The organism is Candidatus Poribacteria bacterium (assembly GCA_009839745.1).
Classification (GTDB): Bacteria; Poribacteria; WGA-4E; order WGA-4E; family WGA-3G; genus WGA-3G.
The window spans coordinates 94,550-115,417 of sequence record VXPE01000122.1 but is presented as its reverse complement, the minus strand read 5'-3'; the positions used below and the strand labels follow the sequence as shown (position 1 = coordinate 115,417).

At 48.4% G+C, this 20,868-nt stretch carries 19 protein-coding genes and 1 tRNA gene; 18 read left to right on the top strand and 2 right to left on the bottom strand.

The genetic code is table 11. The features are described from left to right. The first annotated feature begins 89 nt into the window (after positions 1-89). From rpmG to F4X88_19620, 17 genes are all read left to right on the top strand, one after another. A complete protein-coding gene (gene rpmG, locus F4X88_19700) occupies positions 90-242 on the top strand; it encodes a 50S ribosomal protein L33 (GenBank protein MYA58507.1) in 153 nt (50 codons plus the stop codon). 60 nt (positions 243-302) lie between these two features. Then, positions 303-376 (top strand) — tRNA-Trp (locus F4X88_19695). After that, positions 347-808, top strand: a complete 462-nt coding sequence (gene secE / locus F4X88_19690) for a preprotein translocase subunit SecE (protein ID MYA58506.1) — start codon at positions 347-349, stop codon at positions 806-808. The genes F4X88_19695 and secE overlap by 30 nt, the downstream gene beginning before the upstream one ends. A 31-nt stretch (positions 809-839) precedes the next feature. Further along, a complete protein-coding gene (gene nusG, locus F4X88_19685) occupies positions 840-1,406 on the top strand; it encodes a transcription termination/antitermination factor NusG (protein MYA58505.1) in 567 nt (188 codons plus the stop codon). A 107-nt stretch (positions 1,407-1,513) separates the two neighbouring features. Then, complete coding sequence (rplK, locus tag F4X88_19680; protein MYA58504.1) at positions 1,514-1,936, top strand: 50S ribosomal protein L11; 423 nt, start codon at positions 1,514-1,516, stop codon at positions 1,934-1,936. 95 nt (positions 1,937-2,031) lie between these two features. Continuing rightward, positions 2,032-2,730, top strand: a complete 699-nt coding sequence (locus tag F4X88_19675; protein MYA58503.1) for a 50S ribosomal protein L1 — start codon at positions 2,032-2,034, stop codon at positions 2,728-2,730. Positions 2,731-3,016: 286 nt separating this feature from the next. Beyond that, positions 3,017-3,583: a 50S ribosomal protein L10 gene (locus F4X88_19670; GenBank protein MYA58502.1), complete on the top strand. Its 567-nt coding sequence runs from the start codon at positions 3,017-3,019 to the stop codon at positions 3,581-3,583. A gap of 113 nt (positions 3,584-3,696) precedes the next feature. Next, on the top strand, positions 3,697-4,095 hold the full coding sequence (locus F4X88_19665; GenBank protein ID MYA58501.1) for a 50S ribosomal protein L7/L12: 399 nt from the start codon (positions 3,697-3,699) through the stop codon (positions 4,093-4,095). Positions 4,096-4,358: 263 nt separating this feature from the next. Beyond that, positions 4,359-5,201 carry a hypothetical protein gene (locus F4X88_19660; GenBank protein MYA58500.1) on the top strand — a complete coding sequence of 281 codons (843 nt, stop codon included), beginning with the start codon at positions 4,359-4,361 and terminating at the stop codon, positions 5,199-5,201. Positions 5,202-5,421: 220 nt separating this feature from the next. Beyond that, the gene (locus F4X88_19655; GenBank protein ID MYA58499.1) at positions 5,422-6,492 is read left to right on the top strand and encodes an alcohol dehydrogenase catalytic domain-containing protein; all 1,071 of its coding nucleotides are present in this window, start codon (positions 5,422-5,424) and stop codon (positions 6,490-6,492) included. Positions 6,493-6,588: 96 nt separating this feature from the next. After that, a complete protein-coding gene (locus tag F4X88_19650) occupies positions 6,589-6,849 on the top strand; it encodes a hypothetical protein (GenBank protein ID MYA58498.1) in 261 nt (86 codons plus the stop codon). Further along, positions 6,846-7,694, top strand: a complete 849-nt coding sequence (locus F4X88_19645; GenBank protein ID MYA58497.1) for a LamG domain-containing protein — start codon at positions 6,846-6,848, stop codon at positions 7,692-7,694. Before F4X88_19650 ends, F4X88_19645 begins: the two co-directional genes overlap by 4 nt. A 19-nt stretch (positions 7,695-7,713) precedes the next feature. Then, positions 7,714-8,793 (top strand): uroporphyrinogen decarboxylase, encoded by a 1,080-nt coding sequence (locus F4X88_19640; protein ID MYA58496.1) that lies wholly within the window; start codon positions 7,714-7,716, stop codon positions 8,791-8,793. A gap of 8 nt (positions 8,794-8,801) precedes the next feature. Then, complete coding sequence (locus F4X88_19635) at positions 8,802-10,259, top strand: MBL fold metallo-hydrolase (GenBank protein ID MYA58495.1); 1,458 nt, start codon at positions 8,802-8,804, stop codon at positions 10,257-10,259. A gap of 12 nt (positions 10,260-10,271) precedes the next feature. Continuing rightward, positions 10,272-11,222, top strand: a complete 951-nt coding sequence (hemH, locus tag F4X88_19630; GenBank protein MYA58494.1) for a ferrochelatase — start codon at positions 10,272-10,274, stop codon at positions 11,220-11,222. Positions 11,223-11,257: 35 nt separating this feature from the next. After that, positions 11,258-12,676, top strand: coding sequence for a protoporphyrinogen oxidase (hemG, locus tag F4X88_19625; GenBank protein MYA58493.1), 1,419 nt, complete (start codon positions 11,258-11,260; stop codon positions 12,674-12,676). An 80-nt stretch (positions 12,677-12,756) separates the two neighbouring features. Then, a complete protein-coding gene (locus F4X88_19620; GenBank protein MYA58492.1) occupies positions 12,757-13,767 on the top strand; it encodes a hypothetical protein in 1,011 nt (336 codons plus the stop codon). 4 nt (positions 13,768-13,771) lie between these two features. Here the strand turns inward: F4X88_19620 and F4X88_19615 are convergent, their stop codons facing one another. Then, on the bottom strand, positions 13,772-14,512 hold the full coding sequence (locus F4X88_19615) for a phytanoyl-CoA dioxygenase family protein (protein MYA58491.1): 741 nt from the start codon (positions 14,510-14,512) through the stop codon (positions 13,772-13,774). A gap of 738 nt (positions 14,513-15,250) precedes the next feature. Beyond that, positions 15,251-15,664, bottom strand: coding sequence for a hypothetical protein (locus F4X88_19610; GenBank protein MYA58490.1), 414 nt, complete (start codon positions 15,662-15,664; stop codon positions 15,251-15,253). On the opposite strand from F4X88_19610, the gene F4X88_19605 reads away from it, so the two are divergent. Continuing rightward, entirely contained in the window at positions 15,663-20,849 is a 5,187-nt protein-coding gene (locus tag F4X88_19605; GenBank protein MYA58489.1) for a hypothetical protein, read from the top strand. The two genes, F4X88_19610 and F4X88_19605, sit on opposite strands and share 2 nt — an antisense overlap. The last annotated feature ends 19 nt before the right edge of the window (positions 20,850-20,868 follow it).

The window sequence follows — 20,868 nt, the reverse complement described above, 5'->3', positions numbered from 1 at the left end:
TCAGTCGGTAGAGCGCGTCCTTGGTAAGGACGAGGTCACCGGTTCAATCCCGGTCATCGGCTCCATTTATCGAAAGTAGAGTGCTTATTATGGCCAGAGACATTGTAATATTAGCATGTGATGTATGTGGTCGGCGGAATTATGTGACGACTCGGAACCGTCGGACGAACCAAAGTCGATATGAACGGATGAAATACTGTCCTTTCTGTCAAAAACATACACTTCACAAGGAAATACGATAACTTTTTGGGTAGGGGCGTAGACACTACCGCGAGGTGTGCCGTCTCCTATGCAAAACTTGCAGGCCAGTAGCTCCAACGGCTAGAGCGTCGGTCTCCAAAACCGAATGTTGGGGGTTCGAATCCCTCCTGGCCTGCCTTTTAATCTTATGATAACTCGTTTTAAAAATTACATTCAGGGAATCAATCAAGAATGGCAGAGAGTGTCTAAACCGGATGCCAAAGAAGTCCAAGGCAGCACCATTACTGTTATCATCGCTTCCGCCGTGTTAGGACTTTTCATCGGGTTAGTCGATGGCAACTCCGCTTTTCCAAAATGGAACAACCCACTGGGTTGGATATTTCTCGCAGCTCTTCCAATCGTTGTTTTCTTTATTATGCGAAGTTGGGAGAATCAACCGCAAAGTAGTAGAGAAGCTGAATCTGAGGGTATTGACGGGAATCGGAAAGTGATAGCGGCAACAGTAGCTTGTATCCCTCTAATTGCTGTACTCGTAAGCCAGTATGTCCTGAATAATTCCCTTGAAGGTTTCGGGATGGCTTTCCTCAGAACTCTCTTTATTCGTTAATCATAATGTGCATACACTGGTGAATCGGAATATGGATGGATACTGGTACGTCGTTCAAATATACACTGGACATGAGAAAAAGGTTAAACTTAACCTTGACAACATGATCGCCAGGGAAGAGTTACAGGATGAGATACTTCAAGTTAATGTCCCAGAGACTGAGGTTGTAGAGGTTAAAGACAGTCAACGTAAAATTAGCCTCCGACCTTCTTATCCGGGTTACGTTCTTGTCAATACCACACATGAACTCGGTCCACATGTCGATAATCCGATTGGGCAAAGGAGTTGGACTCTCATACAAGAGACACCCGGAGTCATGAACTTTTTAGGTCCCACCTCACATCCATCGCCTCTCAGCCCTGATGACGTCGAAGCAATGCTCCAGATGTCAACCGAGGAAGAGGAAGTCCCACCAGTACCCGCAATGGAATATGAAGTAGGCGATAAGGTCAGGGTGATAAACGGTCCGTTTAGTGGATTCTCTGGGGACATCGAAGAAATTAACATGGAACACCAACGATTACGCCTCAGCATTTCACTTTTCGGTCGCTCTACCTCCGTTGATTTGGGCTTACTCGAAGTAGAAGAATTAAACTAAATGTGAATCGCACTTTTTAAGTGGAGAACCGTGATTGTGAGTTCACCCTGTTTTACTGACTGTAAAATGCAATTTGGAACGCTCACAACCCAAAATAGGGAAAAACAATGGCAAAGAAAGTAGCAGGCGAAGTTAAACTCCAGTTAGTATCCGGACAGGCGACACCACAACCTCCCGTTGGTCCCAGCCTTGCACCTTACATGATTAATCTACAGGAGTTTATCAAATCGTTTAACGCACAGACGCAGCATCAAACTGGAATGGTGGTGACGACCGTCATCACCTGTTATAGCGATAGATCGTTTAGTTTCGATGTAAAATCACCTCCTGCCGCAGTCTTACTCAAATCCGCAGCAAAGATTGCCAAAGGTTCTGGTGAACCCAATCGAAACAAGGTTGCTTCCATTACGATGGAACAAATTCGAGAAATCGCACAGACGAAATTACCTGACTTAAATACGACAGACTTAGATGCAGCAGTGCGAATGGTGGAAGGAACCGCTCGTAGCATGGGGCTGACGGTTAATTAGCACGGCTTATCCATCTGACGAAACACGGTATTGTGGGTATACGGATAAGTTCACTTTGAAACGGGGCTATAGAGATATGGCCTATGGAGAACAACATGGCGAAAAGAGGGAAGCGATACCGCGGCATCAACGAACACGTAGACAGACTGCAACTTTACACGATAGACGAGGCTGTCTCGTTGGTCAAAAAAACAGGCAGCGCAAAGTTTGATGAAACCGTGGATTTGGCATCGCGTCTGGGCATAGATGCCCGACAGGCAGACCAGAATATCCGAGGCACTGTCGCACTGCCACACGGAACAGGGAAATCTGTTCGTGTCGTCGTCTTTGCCCAAGGCGACCCGGCACGACAAGCCGAAGAAGCCGGCGCAGATTTCGTTGGAACTGACGAGCTCGTCGATAAAATTGTTGACGGATGGCTCGATTTTGACGCAACAATTGCCACACCCGACTTAATGCGAAGTATCATGCCTAAACTCGGACGAATCCTGGGACCGCGCGGCTTAATGCCTAACGCCAAAGCTGGCACTGTCACAATGGATGTCGCCGAAACCATCCAAGATATCAAAGCAGGACAAATCGAATACCGAGTAGAGCGCTCTTCCGGTATTGTTCATGTCCCAATCGGCAAGGTCTCGTTTGAGGAAGAAAGTATTAAACAGAACCTCAACGCAGTGATGAGTGCGCTCGTTGCCGCTCGTCCGTCCGCGGTGAAAGGTAGATACATTCGGAGTGTCGCTATATCAGCAACAATGGGAGCTGCTGTCCGGATAGATCCACAGCAATTCGCATAATCCGCACGGGATACGATATGGAAGAGTCCTACAGCTGAATAAAGTCGTAGAACGTAGGTGCCATCGGCTTAATTGCCTACTGAGGCTTGAATGGAATACAACGAATGATGTGTGACCAAAGCGTCCGTAAAATCGCGTCGTTCCGTGTTCACTCCTCTTTGGATCTAAGCCTCCAGGCACCTGGGGGCTTTTTGCATGCAATCGTATACCGAATTGATAGGTGTATAGGGGAACCAAGGTATCACGCTCTGGTTACTATACAACCGATATAGAAAGGAACTGAAACATGCCGAATGAGGCAAATGTTCATCAAACAGAACAAATTCGTGAGATTTTTGACAATGCCGATGTTGTGCTGCTCACAGACTTTCAGGGGCTGACCGTCGCAGAAATTAACGAACTGCGAAACCAACTCCGAGCCGCCGATATCCGCTATAAGGTCTGTAAGAATACATTGATAAACGTTGTCGCTCAAGAAAGAGGGATTGATGGCTTGGCACCTTATCTCAAAGGAAATACAGCCCTCGCTACCGGTACAGATCCGGCGACATCTTCAAAAATCTTGCTTGAATTTGGCGAGAAACACGAAAATCTTAAGGTTAAAGGTGGCATTCTCGGGACACGAATCATTGATGCAGCAGGTGTTGAAGCCCTGAAAGATATGCCATCACGAGATGTCCTGATCGCCCGCACCGTCGGGGTTATCGGCGCACCTCTCACCGGACTCGTCAACACCTTAAGTCAAGGTTCACCTGTTACAGGGATGGTGAACGTACTCAGTGGAACAATACGTCAGGTAACCTCCGTACTGACACAGGTTGCCGACCAAAAGAAAGAGGCGGAAGACGCCTAACCCATAGCACTTCCAGTGCTTATATCAAATATTGAGGGAAACCAAGTCCCCGAGACTTGATTCGGAAATCTCTAATCGAGTTAATTTGATACTACCTATAGAGAGGATAAAACATGGCCGCAGATTTGGAAAAATTGATTGACGAAATTAGCAATATGACCGTTCTGGAACTTTCTGAATTGGTCAAAGCCTTAGAGGATAAATTCGGAGTCACCGCATCAGCCGCACCAGCAATGGCTATGCCTGGGATGATGCCAGTTGTTGCTGCGGATGCAGCAGCAGAGGAAGAAGAAGAAGAGAAAACGGAATTCGACGTTCAGCTCAAAGACTTCGGTTCCAAGAAGATTCCAGTTATCAAAGAGGTTCGCGCGATTACTGGGCTCGGATTGAAGGAAGCAAAAGAGAAAGTCGAATCCGCACCCGTTGTCATTCAAGAAGGCATTGCTAAAGAGGAAGCCGAGAAAACGAAAGAACAACTCGAAGCTCTCGGTGCCGAAGTCGAAATCATATAGACGGAAGTATGCCGTCTTACATCACAGACAGCGCGCGTTTAAATCGCGCACGACAGGTAAACCCATTATGGTTCTTGAGCATAGCGATGCTCCAATTCATCGCTCTACGGCGAACTGTAATGGGTTACCGTTTTTTGACGAAACTTGATGATTTTATCAGGGACTTCCAAACGTGCTATAAGTAGCACGATTACAAGCGACCCTGTTCGTAGTAATTACCCGATTTATTTCTTTATCTTCATTAGGAATAGGACCTTCATCGGATGTTTAGTATCCTTGATGTCTTCTATCTTGTTTTCAGCCAACTGGCAGTGGGTGGGTTTGCGCTCCTCCTCTTAGTCCCTACAGGATTAGTGGGTCCGAATTTCTACCGTTTAATGGGGAGTATCTATCTGCTCGTAAGCGGATTATCGCGATGTGCAAACCTTGTGCTTCATCAGCAGCCCGTCACATTTCGTAACTTCTTCGGATATTGGCAGAATCCCGAGTCCATTTCTGTTATCTGTTTCGTTTTCATTGTCCTCGTCTACACACTGAGTTGGTGGTTCAAAACGCCACTCCTTACAAGGTTCCTCTTCTTGAGTGGACTTATCTCCGGTGGGGTGTGGTTGATTTTGAGTACCCAGCGGTATCTTCAAATCATACAACTTCCGGGCGAAATGTTTTTGTTATCACTTCAATTCTTGATGGCGGCTGCACTACTCGGGGCAGTCCACAGCGGGATGTGGTTTGGGCATTGGTACCTCGTGGTCCCTGATTTGCCTGTGGTTTATCTGAAACGGTTTAATACTGTCCTACTCTGCACACTTTCCGGTGTGACACTGCTCCTCTGCTTGAACCTCTTTTTCAGACAGCAATCCACAGATACCGTATCTTTTAACCTCTTTTATCAGATCATCTTCAGCATGCGGGTACTCATAGGGATCGCTGGCACGTTGTTCCTCTACTTCATTACGTGGGACTGCTTACGTCCGAAATCTGTTGCCCGTGATGTGCTTGGTGCGACACGAGCTGCGACCGGTTTCCTCTTTATTGCCATCATCACAGTGCTTCTCGGTGAGTTCTGCAGTCGGCTGCTATTTCTGGAAATGCGATTTACCTTTTGAACTCTCAAACCCGTAGCTTGCAACAATACGCGGAAATACGCAGAAATACGCAGAAACACCCTATCAAAAACCCCAAGCAAAAACACGCAAGCGGATATAAGAAAGGCATCTAAAAGTCCAAACCCACTTCGTTCCTCCGCAAGGAAAAATTAAAAATTGTAATTTAAATTTCGGATATGCTAAAATTACTGTATTCACTAAAAACTTAAGGAGAAGGATAATGCAATCCCAAATTTTCTATGAACCCGAATCAATGAGCCTCGAAGATCGGCCCGTGCCAGCAGCCGGTGACAATGACCTACTCGTCCAGGTCCGTTCGGTAGGTATCTGTGGTTCGGACGTAGCATATTATTTCGGCAATAGTTCGCTTGAAACCGACGACGGGAAAGGACCACTTATCCTTGGACACGAATTTACCGGTGAAGTCGTCGAGGTTGGCAGCGAAGCAGGAAAAACAGGTGGATTCAAAGTAGGAGATCGAGTTGTCGTCAATCCTGTTCAATCTAATCCAGATTCCTTCTGGAGTCAGAAAGGATTGTCCAACTTGTGTCCCGAAAAACGCGTCTTAGGTGTAGGTGTTGATGGAGGCTTCGCGGAATATGCAGTCTCAGATTATCGATGGACAGTCAAGTTACCCGATAACGTGACCTATGACCAAGGTGCACTCACAGAGCCGCTCGCATGTGGACTCTATGCCGTCAACAATCTTAACGCCGAAGAAGGTCAAACCGCCGTCGTCTTCGGACCCGGTCCTATCGGTTTGATGATGGTGCAAGTCCTAAAAAGCCGCGGCTTGAAGAACGTCCTCCTTGTCGGAACCCGTGATTATCGTTTGGATTGCGGTAAGGCACTCGGAGCTGACGTAGTCGTCAACGTTAGTGATACCAACTCCCCGCACTATGTAGAAGACTTAGGTACTCTGATTCAGGAACTCAACGATGGCGAATTGGCAGATCGTGCAATTACAGCGACCAGCTCACTTGACGCGATCCATACCGCCTTAGAAGTTACAGGTAGACACGCAACTGTCGTTATCTTTGGACTGCCTGGCGATACGGATGTAATGCAGGTTCCCATCCTTGATACGATTCTTATGGACAAAACCATCAGGTTCTCTTGGTTGGCACCTGATACGTGGGAAGAGGCAGTGCAGCTCATTTCGAGTGGCGATGTCAATATGGACCAAATCATCAGCCACGAATTCCCGCTTGAATCACTTGTTGAAGGGATAACAAAGGTCCGCAATCGTGAAGACGGTTGTACGAAGGGCTTGATAAAAGTTTCTGCTTAACTTGTAAAGAATATGGGCATCCCATTTTTCATCCTTTTTGTCCTTTCAATCGCTTTCTTATCTCTTGGAATAACTGGGTGGAGTGGCTTCGTTTCGGTGGAATGGCCTCAGCAAGACGCAACCGACGCAAAGACCGACACTGGCGCTGTCACCCCTTACCTCAGTTTAAAACCAAACTACTGGGCAATCGCACAGTGTTTCATAGGATTTCTGCTGTTTTTAGTGAGCCTCTATTTTATGGGCTTTTTTCTCTATCTCGAAGAACGGGAAAGCGGCAGAATCATGAAAAACGTAAAAAGTTTTGCCAAACTCAGGCAGTTTCTTGAGCGACACCAGAAGGGGGACCTTTCACAATGAATTCTCTCGTAAGATGCCTTGTTGACAAATCCGAGGGGTGCAGGATGCTTGTAGGCTTTGGAGTCGTATTCCTCACCCTATATTGTGCTACGACAAGCAACGCCAAAATTGATCCAAAGACGGTTGTGGGAATCTGGCTCTTCGATGAAGGGAGTGGAAAAATTGCCGAAGATTTGTCCGGGAACGACAACGATGGTGAACTCAAAGAAGGCACGAAATGGGAAGACGGACAGTTCGGGAAAGCCGTCATCTTCGATGGAAAGGATGATTACGTTGAAATCGCTCCATCACTTCTGTTCAATCCGGAGGTATTCACAGTCACCTTCTGGATGCATCCGACGGCTGTTGGCGGTAACAATCCAGCCGGTAAGGGATCAGCTACGCTCATCATTGCAAACGGGAACCCGGGGGACGGTGGCGGCGCGAATTGGTGGTTTGAATTGTGGAACGACGGCAACTTTGAGTTCAAAAGCTGCCAAGCCGGTTGTGCCGCCGCGAACACACCCGTCGATAAACCAGAAGAATGGTATTTTGTCGCCGGTATCTACAACGGCACTGAATACGAACTCTACATCGATGGCGCATTTAAAGCAAAGGGACCGAATAAGGTCGGTGAACCTGAAAAAGGCTTACTCATCGGAAGTGGACTCTGCCCGGCAGGCCACGGATGTGACGGCGGATATTTCAAAGGCATCATCGACGATGTAGCTATGTTCAGCGATGCCTTGAGTGAGGCGGATATTAAAACACTCATGGAAGAAGGAGTCGGCAAAGTTCTGGGGGTCGCTCCGGTGGAACCTACAGATAAATTGGCAACGATGTGGGGCGATCTAAAAACACGCTAAAGAGGTAATTCCAACCCGTATGAAACGACAATTAAAAAATGACTTACTTCTTCGCGCATCGAGATGTCTGCCTGTGGAGCGTGTCCCAGTGTGGATGATGCGGCAAGCAGGCAGATCAGATCCCGTTTACCGACAGATTCGACGTGAGCTTAATCTCCCATTGGAACGCCTCTTTCGAACCTGCCCTGCACCGATGTCCCAAACGGAGGTCGAATCGGCAGTCAAAATATCGCTGCTGCCCAAACGTATCGGTGTTGATGCCATCATTGTCTACAAAGACATTCTTACCCCTCTCGCCCCCATGGGCGCACATTTCCGATTCCATCCAGGACCCATTTTAAACCCACCGATCCGCACACAAGCACAAATAGACGCACTTCGACCCGTTGATGAACCCCCTACACAATTGGCGTTCACAGGAAAAGTCATTCGCAACCTACGCGAAACCTTGAATGAGGAACTGCCCCTTATCGGTTTCGCCGGGGCACCTTTGACGCTTGCTTTTTTCCTCATTGCAGGGGAAAGTCCGATCAAACGAGGTTCGGGAGCGTCTGAAAAAGCAGCACCGGTCTTTCAAATGATGGAGGAAGCACCTGACCTCCTACATCGGCTGCTAAACAAGTTGACCAATATGACTATTAACTACTTGAACTACCAAATCAGCGAGGGGGTCCAAATAGTGCAACTGTTCGAGTCCATCGCCGATGTCTTACCGCGGCAGATATATAAAGAGTTCGCTTTTCCTTATCATCAGCGGATTTTCGCCGAGCTCAATCCAGAAGCCCCAGGAATCCTGTTCGCAAAAGAGTGTAGTTACATAGATTTAATGCATCAGAGTGGGGCAAATGTTCTAAGCATTGGAAAATGTGTAGACCTTAGCAAAGCCAAAGCAAACGCGAACGGTGCCGTCGCCTTTCAAGGAAACGTCGATAACGACATTCTTCGCGATGGCACACCTGCAGACATCACCGAAGCCGTTGAGACCTGTCTAAAACAGGGTGGAAAAACTGGACATATTTTGAACTTGAGTCACGGTCTACACAGAGATACGCCATTTGAAAATGTTAAGCATTTCGTACACATCGCAAAAACTTTTTAATTAAAAAAATGAAAAACATCCTTGAAAATCCCTTTGCCCCACGACAATACGGGCAGCTCGTTGAAGTGACAGAGCGAGTATATCTTTTTCGTAATATTGTAAATTCTTCTATTATCATTGGAGATAAAGGAGTGGCGGTAATTGATACACAAGTCAACCAAATGATGGCACGACGGTTGCGTGATGCCATCCGCACTATTACGGATAAACCGATACTGTATGCAATTAACACACATTACCATTGGGATCATACCAATGGAAACACTGTTTTCCATGACGCTGGAGCGACGGTTGTCGCTCGCGAGATGACCAAAGATTTCATGGTGAATAGGTCCCCACGGCAGGAGGCATTTCTGCGTTCCCGCGGCTTCACACTCGGCGATCCGCCTTTTCTACCACAACAGACCTTCACACATGAAACTGAACTCGATTTGGGGAATCAACCGCTACATCTCGTTTACTTGGGAAAGGCAGAAACGGACGATGCCACTGCTATCAGAATTCCAGCGGAAGATTGTATCGTCTCTGGCGATACCGTTATGACAGGGAGTTTCCCCATCTTTGGACAGCCCGTTATGAATGAAGGACTCATGGCGAACCACGATTGGATCAATACAATTACGGAGCTCCGGGCATACGGACCTAAATCTGTCCTACCGGGACACGGACCCTTAGCGCGTGACACCGAAATCGACCGCTTGCTTGAGATTGAGTCCTATTTCCTAACAGAAGTCCGAAAACGTGTTGAACGGGGCATGTCCTTGAATACACTGCTCGCTGAAATGGAAGCCAACTTACCCGACTGGATTCGCGCTATTGCTGAAGTATGGGGAACACCCCGTTATGCAATTTTGCGGGTATATCGCGGGTTAATCGACGATCCAGAACCGGGTTGGCAACATCTGAAACCTTCGGCTATTCCGACAGCGGATACCGAAAAACTTCACCAAAAAACACAAGCACTTGAAGACTTTCAGTCTTACCGAGAAACCGCCGAAGAGGTCGCGGAAGGTAATGACTTTGGTTTAGCAATTGCTATTTTAAAAACCGCAACCCAACAATATCCGAATCTACCCGACGCTTGGACGGAATACGCAAATTTGCTCACACAAGCATCACGCACCGTGTCAAGTGTCCTTGAAAAGGGGGACTTCTTCGCTGAAGCCAAAAAAGCACTCAATATTGCACTTGAATTGGACCCTGATCACGCGCCAGCATATCTTTTGCGTGGGTACAACCACATCCTTTCTGCCTATCGCAACGGCGACGAAACAAAGACAGGACTGGAGTCCATCTATAAATCGCTCGTCATTGGGATTGAAGGAACACAACTCGCGCAAGCCTACTTCTGTATTGGACTCGCACATCGGACCAATGGAGACGAGGCACTCGCTCGTGAAGCTTTCGCGAAGGCGATCGCCGCTGATGCAAGGTATATGCCAGCACAGTTAGCGAATATGGCATAGGAGGAAACAAAAATGAAATACGATAGCGTCTTACTCGTGGCATTCGGTGGACCCACACCCGGCTGCTGTCAAAAATACAATAAAGATATGTGTCCCGGCGAAGCCTACTGTTTTGTCGAAGGGATTGCTGGGGAGGCTGAATCTCAAAAGGAACGTGTAAAAGACATCTCAGCCCACTACGTAAAATTGGGCGGATTTTCGCCATTCAACGAATTGACTTTTAAACAAGCCGACGCACTACAAACCGCACTGCAAGCCCGCGATCTACCCTTGCCTGTTTACGCTGGATTCAGACATTGGGACCCCTATTTAAAAGAGGTCATAGCGAAAATGGCACAAAAAGGACACCGCAAAATACTCGGAATTATCATGGCGCCCCACCAATCTGCAGTCAGTTGGGAATGGTACCAACAAACCGTAAAAAAAGGAATCGATGCAGTGGATGGTGAGAAACCGACTGTTGATTATCTCGATCCGTGGTACACACACGCAGGTTACGTTGGTGCCATTGCTGAAATCATTGAAACGGCATGTGGCGACAAGTTAGCACACGCTGAACTTGTTTTCACTGCGCACGCTATCCCCCAGGCAGCGGCGAATACTTCACCCTATACACAACAATTTGAAAAAACAGGCGAGGCAGTCGCTGAACAAATTGGAAAAACCCGATTCAGTTTAGCATATCAGAGCGAGGTGGAAAATAGCCCTATTCCGTGGATACAGCCCGATATCAATGATTGGCTTAAAGCCCGGAAGGAAGAGGGCGTTGATACCGTCGTCGCTTCACCAATCGGTTTCCTCTGCGACCATGTCGAGGTGCTCTATGATTTGGACATAGAGGCGGCAGAAACCGCGGAAGCGTGTGGCATCGATTTCATTCGGGCAGGCACGGTCGGGGATCATCCTAAGTTTATCGGGATGTTAGCGGACTTTGTCTGTGAAAAGGCCACACAAGAAAAATAAATGAGGACTTACGCACTTTGCTTGAATGAAACCTTATGTCGGAAAACTCGGGTAGAAAACATGCCATTGTTATCGGAGGCGGTATCACAGGTTTAGCCGCCTGCTACCGTTTGCAGCGCGAGGCTGCTGCACGCGATATTCCGCTTGACGTTACACTCCTTGAAGCGAGTGGACGTGTCGGTGGTATCATTGAAACTGAACACCGCGATGGATTTCTCATGGAACACGGGCCCGATGCCTTTATTTCCACCAAACCCGCGGCAAAGGCATTATGCGAAGAACTTGGTATTGCGGATCAATTCATTGGGACCAACCCAAAAGTCCGTCGAAGTTTTATAATTCGGAACGGGACGTTGCATCCTGTCCCTGAAGGTTTTTACATGATGGCGCCAGGGGCGTTCATGCCGTTTTTAAAAACGCCTCTCTTCAGTTGGCGCGGCAAATTGCGAATGGTGCTGGACCTCATTATTCCCCGCAGAGGACGGGACACAGACGAAGCAGTCGCACACTTCGTCAGGCGTCGCCTCGGCACTGAAGCTTTCACACGGATGGCACAACCTATGATAGGAGGTATTTATACCTCAGATGCCGAAAATTTAAGCCTAAAGGCAACGTTCCCCAGATTCTTGGAAATGGAAAAGGCGCACGGCAGCATTATCAAGGCACTCCGCGCTCAGAAAAAACAAGCGTCCGAAACGAGTCGAGACACAAGTGGACCTCGCTACAGCCTTTTTCTTTCGTTTAAGTCTGGAATGCAGACACTGACAGATACACTTACCCAAGCCGTATCCAACAGTATCAGATTAAATGCGAAAGTGGAACGTATTCAGCAAGCGAGCGATGGGAACAGGTGGCATGTTTCACTCGCTAACGGGGAAATGCTAAACACCGAACTTCTCTGCATTGCCCTTCCTGCCCCACATACAGCAGCACTCATCGGGGATCTATCAAGTCCGCTTACCTCAAAACTCAAAGTAATCCCCTACGCCTCCTCGGCAACAGTCAATTTGGCATTCCGCCGTGAGGATATCACACACCCATTGGATGGCATGGGATTTGTTGTGCCTGCTACGGAAAACCTCTCTCTCATCGGATGTTCTTTCAGTAGCGTTAAATTTGAAAATCGCGCGCCAACCGATCACGTTCTGCTGCGCGCCTTCGTTGGCGAACCCACGTCCAGAAAAACTGAGATCGAGCTCATCGAATTGTGTCAGGCAGATTTAACACCACTTCTCGGACTGAAAAACGCCCCGCGGTTTGCCGATGTTACTAAACATGCACAAGCGATGGCACAGTATCAGGTCGGGCACCAAGAGGTTGTCAGTAGTATAGAGCAGTTCGCGAGCGCACTGCCGGGGTTAGCACTCGCAGGAAATGGGTACCATGGGGTTGGGATCCCAGACTGTATTCAGAGTGGAGAGGCGGCAGCACTTACACTCTTAAACGCACTATAAGGTTCTTTAGCTTTCTTGTAGGAGGGAACTCCGATTCCCGACTCTCCTTTGTAGGAGCGAGCTCCAGCTCGCGATACTTTATGAGAACGTGTCAACGCAGAGTTACCATTGGCTTGGGATTCTTCGGATGTGTATTGGTGACATTAATCGGGAGTCTCGCCCTTCGTGCTGAGAATGCTACTGATCGCGTGAAAGAAGCCTATCAGGGATTTCAGGAGGGAAAGTGTAAAAGTTGTCATCCGGCAATCTGGAGGGAATGGGAAAATTCGATGCACGCCCAGGCATGGGTTGACGAAATCTATCAGGAAATCGCAAATCAAATTGCGGATAGGGAAACGAAATGTGACGGGTGCCATGCCCCGCAACCGATTCTCATCACAGGCATTGGGGAAATGCCAAAACTGAGAAATGGACAACGGGAAACCGGCGTTTCATGCCTCGTTTGCCATCTCGATGCTGAAGGTGCCATGCACGGACCACAAGCAAGCGCAGAGACTTACTTCCATGCGAATATAACCAACCCCATCTATACCTCACCAACAACGCTCTGTAGTACCTGCCATGGTCAGTTGACCGTTCCTGAGCACGACCAGGTTTCCAGTTTTCTCAATTCCAAATTCGCCGAGGGGAATAAGAGTTGTGCGACATGCCACATGCCGGTCGTCAAACGACTCCAAAGCACAGCCAGTTATGAAAGCATCAAAGGCAGAAAGCATACGTGGCGCGGCAGCCGGAGTGTCGCACAACTCAGACGCGCTGCAACGCTTCGACTTGAAATCACACCTGAAAAAGCGAGTGTAAAACTACAAAGCAAAACCGGGCACATCTTGCCAGGTGGCACATTGCGGACCATCATTCTTGAAGTGAAACTTCTCTCTCCGGAAGGCATTGAACGACAAACAGAGCAAATCTCAATTTCGGATAAAGCGCAAAACCGTCTTCTCCCAAGTGAGGAGAGAACTTACATCTTTGACACTTTACCCAGTGCGACTGGGGATACAATCACAGTCCGATTGATGTACCAATTGGCACCGAAAACACCTAAATCCGAGTGGATAGTGATGGCGGAAAAAAATCACGTTGTCCCTTGAGGTACTAATCGTTCGTATTCGGCAACGAATCGAAACCCAGCAACCGTTTTAAAGTCGGTGTAGCACGTGATATAACCTCATCCGATACCAATTCAAGGTGTGCTTGCTGCGGCTTCAGCATAGAACGACAAAAAAAACCGAGTAACCCAACACGCGATTCATTCGTTCTATTTTCTGATGACCCATGCCATATTGCACCGTTGACGATCAGGACGGAGCCACGCGGTCCACAAATCTGCAGCGCATCGTCGTATGCCACACCGGGTTCGGGTAACGCTTCGAGCCGTCGGTGACTCCCCGGCACGCAACTGGTTGCACCATTTTCAAGCGTCCAGTCATCTAAGAACCACACACTGTTGGCAACCATAGGAAAGTTTGGACGGGGGGTAGGGAGTCCGGATAGCGGATAATCTATATGGAGACCAGCATCCGGTGCGCTCGGATAAAGCACATTGACTGTAAAGGAACTCAGTGTGCAATCAGCACCGAGTAAATACTCCATCGCGGCGAGCATCTTTGGGTGTTGAATAGCCTCTTCAAATATTTCGCCTTTGTCAACGAGATTCCAGACCCGTTGTGCACTGTCATTCGCAAGATATGAATGACCCTTACCGGCTTCTTGCTCTGCTACAGCCAGTGATAAAGCGTATTCCCGAAGTTCCGTTGTTGTATCTGGAGGTATCAGACTTTCCAATAGCAAAAAACCGTGCTGATCCAATTGGTTCTTTTCAGATTCAGTCAAGATAGCCATTTTTTTCTCCGGCGTTATTTTTCTTGACAGTTTAAGCGTTTTTTGGTAATATGTCAAATAGATTGTGGATTTCTACGAAAATAGCCAGAAATCTCTACGAAAATTTGAAATTTTGATTTGACATATTTTAAGAGTTGTGGTATCATTATATAGGCGGACTGCAATTTAATCGATGATATACCGATGCGGCGGGAACAAATTTTTACCGATTGCACAAAACATCACGTAACTGCAGGACGATTTTGTTTACCGATTTACCGGTGTAACGTAATCTCTCTGATACTTAACGATTAAATGTTTGCTTAATTTTGCCACTTTATGTTAAAATAATAAAAAAATTCCCGCAGGGTCAAATTGCTAAAGTCAGATGCCCGCTTTTCATTCGTTTTTGACCTGTGCCATAGGCTATATTAACGCTATCCCATGGCTACATCGGTATCGGGAAATTTTAACGCTCGTTGGTAGGATGTTGATTGGATGGGCGGACATCTACCCCAGTCGTCTTTAGTTGTATTCTCGCTTGCCCATCTAAGAAACTCAGTACTTAGTCTTGCGAGCGCGCAGACTTAACGAGGAGGATGAGTTAATGAAAAAACGAACACTCGTTTGTTTTTTGATTTTTACAGTGTGTGTTCTTTACACTTCAATTCCGAATACTGTTTTCGGGCAAGAAGTTTCTCTCGCCCAACAGGTGGCTGCAAAATACAGCGAGTTGCTTCAACGTGAGGATATTCAAGCAGTCTTGCCAGATGTTCTCGAGGGGCTGAAATCAGACCAGATCCAAGGGATTTTGAGTGGAAATCCCGCACTCATTGGGACTGTCGTCGCGGCTCCAGATCTACTATTGAATTTTGCACCGGACACAGATCCGAAGTTCATAGAATTGCTGAAAACAGATGAAGCACTCAAAGCAATGCTCAATGATCCACAGGTACAGTCTTTGCTTGCAGACGTAGAAGCGATTGACGAACTTGCAGGATTGTTGAACGTAGGGGTCGAACCGCCAGTCGTGGAACCACCTGTGGTCGAACCGCCTGTAGTTGAGCCGCCTGTGGATACGACACCCCCAGTCGTAGAGCCACCCGTGGATACAACGCCCCCAGTCGTAGAGCCACCCGTCGTGGAACCCCCATCAGCGGATGTCATGCCACCTGCAGATCCCTTCACTCCGATAATGCCCGAGAATCAACCACTTTTCGGCACATCGCGTCTCGGGGGTCTCTCCCTAAATACAACTTCTGGAAAGCGGTTTGTAGAGGGGATCGCTGCCGCATTAGGGCTGCCGGGTGGAGCAGAAGTTATCGCAGATTCAATCCTATCATTAGTACCAAAAGGGTTTCTCCCCAAAAAGCAAATCAAGCAGATTCTAACGTCTGAACGTCAATCTCTTGCTTTCGCGAATGAAGCAAGTCAGTTAGATGCTGAGAACTTCGGAAATGCGATAACCCCAAATTTTACCAATTTTGCCTACTTAGAGCAAAGCAGCAAATACCTCGCCAGTGATAGTTTGCACGTTTATACGCGCGTGCCATCAGCAAACGTCGGTGGGGTTACGTTTAATCTTTCTGGAGGGAGAACCGTTGAGGGCAGACAGGTCGCGCCGGGACAATTCCAAGCGGATACCATCCCTTATACCTTCCGACTGGAAGAAACACTCGCAGCTACCAATCTACCCGCATGGCCCAGTTTAGAAACCGAGTTGTTCTCCGATGTTAATCTCCGTTATTCACAAACGGGTTTAAAAGGAGACTACCTATCCGTTTCTATGCATTCTATGCATGGGAAAAACGGGGTCGTTTGGGAAACAGAAATAGGCATTCCCCTTGGGACGAGCATCTACTACTACTTTGAAGTGACGCTCGCGGAACCCGTGGAATTCATGACGTTGAGTCGTGAAAAACTTGCTGCTCTCGCCCAGGATCCGGAGAATGTGTCTTTGGCAGCGATTCTGAACGCAACGACAACACTCCGAATTGAAAGTTGGGCGATGCCTGACCCGCGCAACCTTCAGTTAGCCGATCGCGGTATTGTTGACGCAATCTTCACTCCTAATGTCAGTGCTGAGATATCCAAAATTTTGGGATCGCCCCAAGCCGCGAGCATAATCAGCCAAGTTCTCAGCGGACAACTCCCCGGTGTCAATGATATCCTCAGCGTAATGACCCCAAAACAACAACGCAGACTTCAGAATCTGTTGCTCCGTAATACGAATAGGCTGATGCAAGATTTTGAGAGGAACTTCGATCCGTTGTTGGCTTCCGTATTCACTGTGCCACGTATCAACCCTGAAGCCGAGTCACTCTGGACCGCAAGCATTGATAGCGTTGCCGATGGTAACTATTATTTAGAAGCTTTAGTCCGCGATGCTAACGGTAATCCAGTAGATCAGATCCAAGAAACCTTCACCGTTGATACTACTGCACCGCAAGCCGACATCATGATCACACCCGGAGATACCAATACTGCCGGTTACGAGAATAGCGAAGGTATCTATGTTGCCACCGCTCACAATCCTGGGCCCGTCCTGCTTAATATTACAGGGTTGCCGAAGGTTGCTAATGTAGGGGCAGGTGAAGGATACTTGTTCTATCAAGAGATTGGACTCGATGCCTACGGCATGCCGACAAGCACCTGGATGCCACTCACTGTTGAGTCTACCATGTTGTCCTCCAGAATTTGGACAGCTGTTCTTGAGCAAGGCGGAGATCAGATCGTTCGACTCCTCAAGCAGAACTTCCCACGGGTTGTTGGTGGACTTGACGATGCATCAATACTCAATCTCGCTCAGACGACCAATCCTGAGGCAATTGTAGCACTGATCGCACCAGAGCAGATCCAAACTGCAGCCAATGATTTTTTCAAAAATTTAGGGATAAGGAACTTAACGCTAAATGATGCTCAAGCCGCAGCGATACACCAGGCTTTAGGTGCCTCTATACGCATCCTTGATCACCTCGTGCCGGTGACGATTGAGCCAGGTGAACACGTCGTAATGCCTATTCCCCAAGGGATATATGGCGACTACGGCATTCGCGCAATGGGAATTGATACCCTCTTCAACGTCGGTTCCTACGCTGAACCTACCCGACTCAGAGTCGTCATGCCAGAAGCTGACAAAGCAAGCGTTACAGCCGTCAGTATCGGCGACCGAAACGGGGATGGCGATGCCGATGAACCCTACGAAAGTGGAACCATCTTCTCGAACACCACAGACGGCGTAATGTTGACTGTCACCGTGGATACGCGCACAGTTCACCCCGCATCTATCACGGTAGAATACATGGGAGCAGATGGGGCATGGCATGCTATTGGTGAAACTCACATGTTCGCTGAAGGCGAAGATGTATCAACCTTTGAAGTGAGTTGGGATGTAGCCGATTTTGATGCACTCGCAAGCGCAGGCGATTCTGTCATGGTCCGTGCCGTGGCAACCAACGCACTTCAGTTGACCACTATGTCGGATCCGTTCTCTATCAAATTGGATGCAGGTGTGCATCCTGTTGACCTTGAGGTGTTAGCACTCGTCCTCAACACTGAATCCATTACGGAAACCAACGTAGATAGTGGCGGTCCACAAGGCACTGTCGTTATCGATGGATATACGCCCCAACGCACATATCCAGAGATCGCCTCCCTCCAGTTGGTAATCAACGATGAAGTCGTCGGCACAGCCGATACCGGCGTGCTCGCTACCGCAGAAGAAGTCGCAGCGTTACAGCAGAATAGCGACTTTATCACCGACCTCGTTGCGGTGGCAGCGGAAGCGACTGCCATGGATGCATTATCAGGAAAACCCATCCACTACCCAACCTATCTGAAATGGTCAGTTGAAGTGGATACAACAGTTCTGGATGATACCATCACAGCCGAGACCGACGCAGCACGAGATGCCTCCAAAGATGACAACCAGTATATGGTAACTGCGGTCGCAATTACCAGCGGTGCTGAGGAAGTTCCGGGACGTCCGGGCGCAAAGACGCATCTATCGGTGGATAACGATGACGATGTCGCCCCACTCGGGCCAACAAACATTGTCGCCGTTGCTGATGTCGCCGGGGCTATTGAACCAGACGCAGATGGCAACTACACCGTCGGTGGAATCGTTGATGAAACCGTCGAATCACCGATAGCAACGTATACCGCTGAACCGACTGCCGATCCGAGCACGTATGCCTCGATTCAGTTAATTCAAGTCGATCCCGATGGGAACGCGACTCCGATTGATGGTGAAGCCGGGATGCTCGACATTACTACCGATGTCGGAGGGCTTGAAAATCTGCCTTATACGATCCACGCTCTTGCAGTTGACGAATTCGGTAATGTGCAAAGTAATGAGGGAGACGAGATGTCTCCGCCAATCACAGTGAATGTGCTGAACTTCCGAGTTGAAGATGTCGCTCAGTTGAAGGTTACAGCCGTTGACGGAGTGGATGTTCTCAGAACACCCACCGAACCGATTCCACTGCGGAGTTCACTGACTTTCGGCTTTAATGTCAGCAACGGTTCGTTAGTGTTAGATGCTGGTGATCAACTGGCAGCTTCTGTTGATGGCAGTGACGTGCCAAGCGAAAGTGACGAAGATCCTGAAGATACCTTCTCACTCAAGGTAGATGTTTCAGCGTTAGCCGATGGAATCTATACACCGCATGCCGTTGTTACCAAACGGAACGGTTCAGTTGCTTTCCCATTGAAAGAAATCAATCTGGATACCACCGGTCCGATGGTCGAAATTCAAACACCTTCGGAAGACCATACAGTAGCGAGTTTGCCAACCGTTCACGCAACCTATAACGATGGTGAAGGTAGCGGTACCGACAGTAACGGTCAGGAAGTCTTAGCGTGGGCAACTACGGAATTGACTGCCGGTCCAACAGTCGGTATAGCACGCATCCACCCCGAAGCAGGGGATGTTGATGTCGCAGTCGATCAGGATGCAATTGAAGCGGATAACGGCACATTGGTCTATACCCGGACTGATAAACTCGGTGGTGGGGCGTATCGCGTCACCGTGCAAGTTGCCGATAGACTCGGAAACATCGGTGAGGCTACTCGTGAGTTCGCTATCGAAGGGACTCCCGCAGACACAACACCGCCAGTCATCACGGAAGCGGCTCCCTCTGGAACCATCAGCGGTGAAAGTTGGGTAACAATCTCAGCCGTTGTCAACGATGCGGAATCCAAGGTTATAAGTGTGAAGTTCGGTATTAACGACCAACCGCTCCGTTCCATCGCACCCGTACAGATCGCTGATGGGCGACTTCAGGTTGCCGATAGCTTCACAGCAGGAACACATACCGTCAAAGTTATTGCTATTAGCGAAGGCGGTAAAAGAGAACATTCATGGACCTTCACACTGGTCGTTGATAACGTCGCACCTACAATCACCTCGATTACGCCAACCGGAACTATCCGTGCTGGACTCCCGGTCATCTCCGCGAGTGCCAACGATGCATCAGGCGTTGACGATATGGATATCGTCCTGATGGATAGCAATGGTAAAGAGGTGAAAGGTGGCACCGAAGACGATGGCGAAGACGATGTTGAGGGTATCACACGCTTGGATTTCATACCTGAAGAACCTCTTGATGAGGGAACTTACACGATTGAAGTCCGCGCAACCGATACAATCGGCAACTCTGCCACAGCAAAGGGTAGTTTCACAATCGACTTTGATACTGCCGCTCCGGTTATCACGATGTCGGCCCCACAAAATGAGGCACGCCTGACTGAGCGCCGTCCGCAGATTTCGATAACCTATGCCGATGCTGAATCTGGTGTAGATCCTGATTCTATCCGCTTCGTGCTTGATGACCAACTGATTAACCTCAAACCGAATGAGAAATCGGCATCACAGGTAGTGTATACACCACCTGCCGAACTCGCTTTCGGGCAACATACGGTTAAACTTGAAGTATCTGACATGGCGCATAAAGAGGGTAACGTTTCTGATAAGAGTAGCGGTGCCCGTGAAGCGAACATGGCGGTTCATGAGTTTACCTTCTTTGTTGAAAGTGAGGAAGGCCCAGTATTGGCATCGCGTCCGATTAACGCACCCAACCCGTTCAAGGACACTACGCGTATTTCCTTCACGTTGACTCGACAATCTACAGTGAGCATCGTCATTTATGATATGACGCTCCGTCCAGTTCGAGTCCTTGTTGATAACGAGGTCTGGGATGCAGGCGAGTACGTTGGCAAAGGTGCAATCGGTTGGGACGGAACGTCCACCGCTGGCGAAGACTTAGCTCGAGGCGTTTACTTCTGTCAGATTATGGTCGCAGACGGTTTCGAGCCAGAATATGCCATTCTCAAACTCGCGCTGACGCGCTAAGTATACCGCAGTCTGCATA

Coding starts and splice junctions, on each gene's coding strand:
- rpmG (MYA58507.1), top strand. CDS start 90: ATGGCCAGAGACATTGTAATATTAGCATGTGATGTATGTGGTCGGCGG.
- secE (MYA58506.1), top strand. CDS start 347: ATGTTGGGGGTTCGAATCCCTCCTGGCCTGCCTTTTAATCTTATGATA.
- nusG (MYA58505.1), top strand. CDS start 840: ATGGATGGATACTGGTACGTCGTTCAAATATACACTGGACATGAGAAA.
- rplK (MYA58504.1), top strand. CDS start 1,514: ATGGCAAAGAAAGTAGCAGGCGAAGTTAAACTCCAGTTAGTATCCGGA.
- F4X88_19675 (MYA58503.1), top strand. CDS start 2,032: ATGGCGAAAAGAGGGAAGCGATACCGCGGCATCAACGAACACGTAGAC.
- F4X88_19670 (MYA58502.1), top strand. CDS start 3,017: ATGCCGAATGAGGCAAATGTTCATCAAACAGAACAAATTCGTGAGATT.
- F4X88_19665 (MYA58501.1), top strand. CDS start 3,697: ATGGCCGCAGATTTGGAAAAATTGATTGACGAAATTAGCAATATGACC.
- F4X88_19660 (MYA58500.1), top strand. CDS start 4,359: ATGTTTAGTATCCTTGATGTCTTCTATCTTGTTTTCAGCCAACTGGCA.
- F4X88_19655 (MYA58499.1), top strand. CDS start 5,422: ATGCAATCCCAAATTTTCTATGAACCCGAATCAATGAGCCTCGAAGAT.
- F4X88_19645 (MYA58497.1), top strand. CDS start 6,846: ATGAATTCTCTCGTAAGATGCCTTGTTGACAAATCCGAGGGGTGCAGG.
- F4X88_19640 (MYA58496.1), top strand. CDS start 7,714: ATGAAACGACAATTAAAAAATGACTTACTTCTTCGCGCATCGAGATGT.
- F4X88_19635 (MYA58495.1), top strand. CDS start 8,802: ATGAAAAACATCCTTGAAAATCCCTTTGCCCCACGACAATACGGGCAG.
- hemH (MYA58494.1), top strand. CDS start 10,272: ATGAAATACGATAGCGTCTTACTCGTGGCATTCGGTGGACCCACACCC.
- hemG (MYA58493.1), top strand. CDS start 11,258: ATGTCGGAAAACTCGGGTAGAAAACATGCCATTGTTATCGGAGGCGGT.
- F4X88_19620 (MYA58492.1), top strand. CDS start 12,757: ATGAGAACGTGTCAACGCAGAGTTACCATTGGCTTGGGATTCTTCGGA.
- F4X88_19605 (MYA58489.1), top strand. CDS start 15,663: ATGCCACCTGCAGATCCCTTCACTCCGATAATGCCCGAGAATCAACCA.
- F4X88_19610 (MYA58490.1), bottom strand. CDS start 15,664: ATGACATCCGCTGATGGGGGTTCCACGACGGGTGGCTCTACGACTGGG.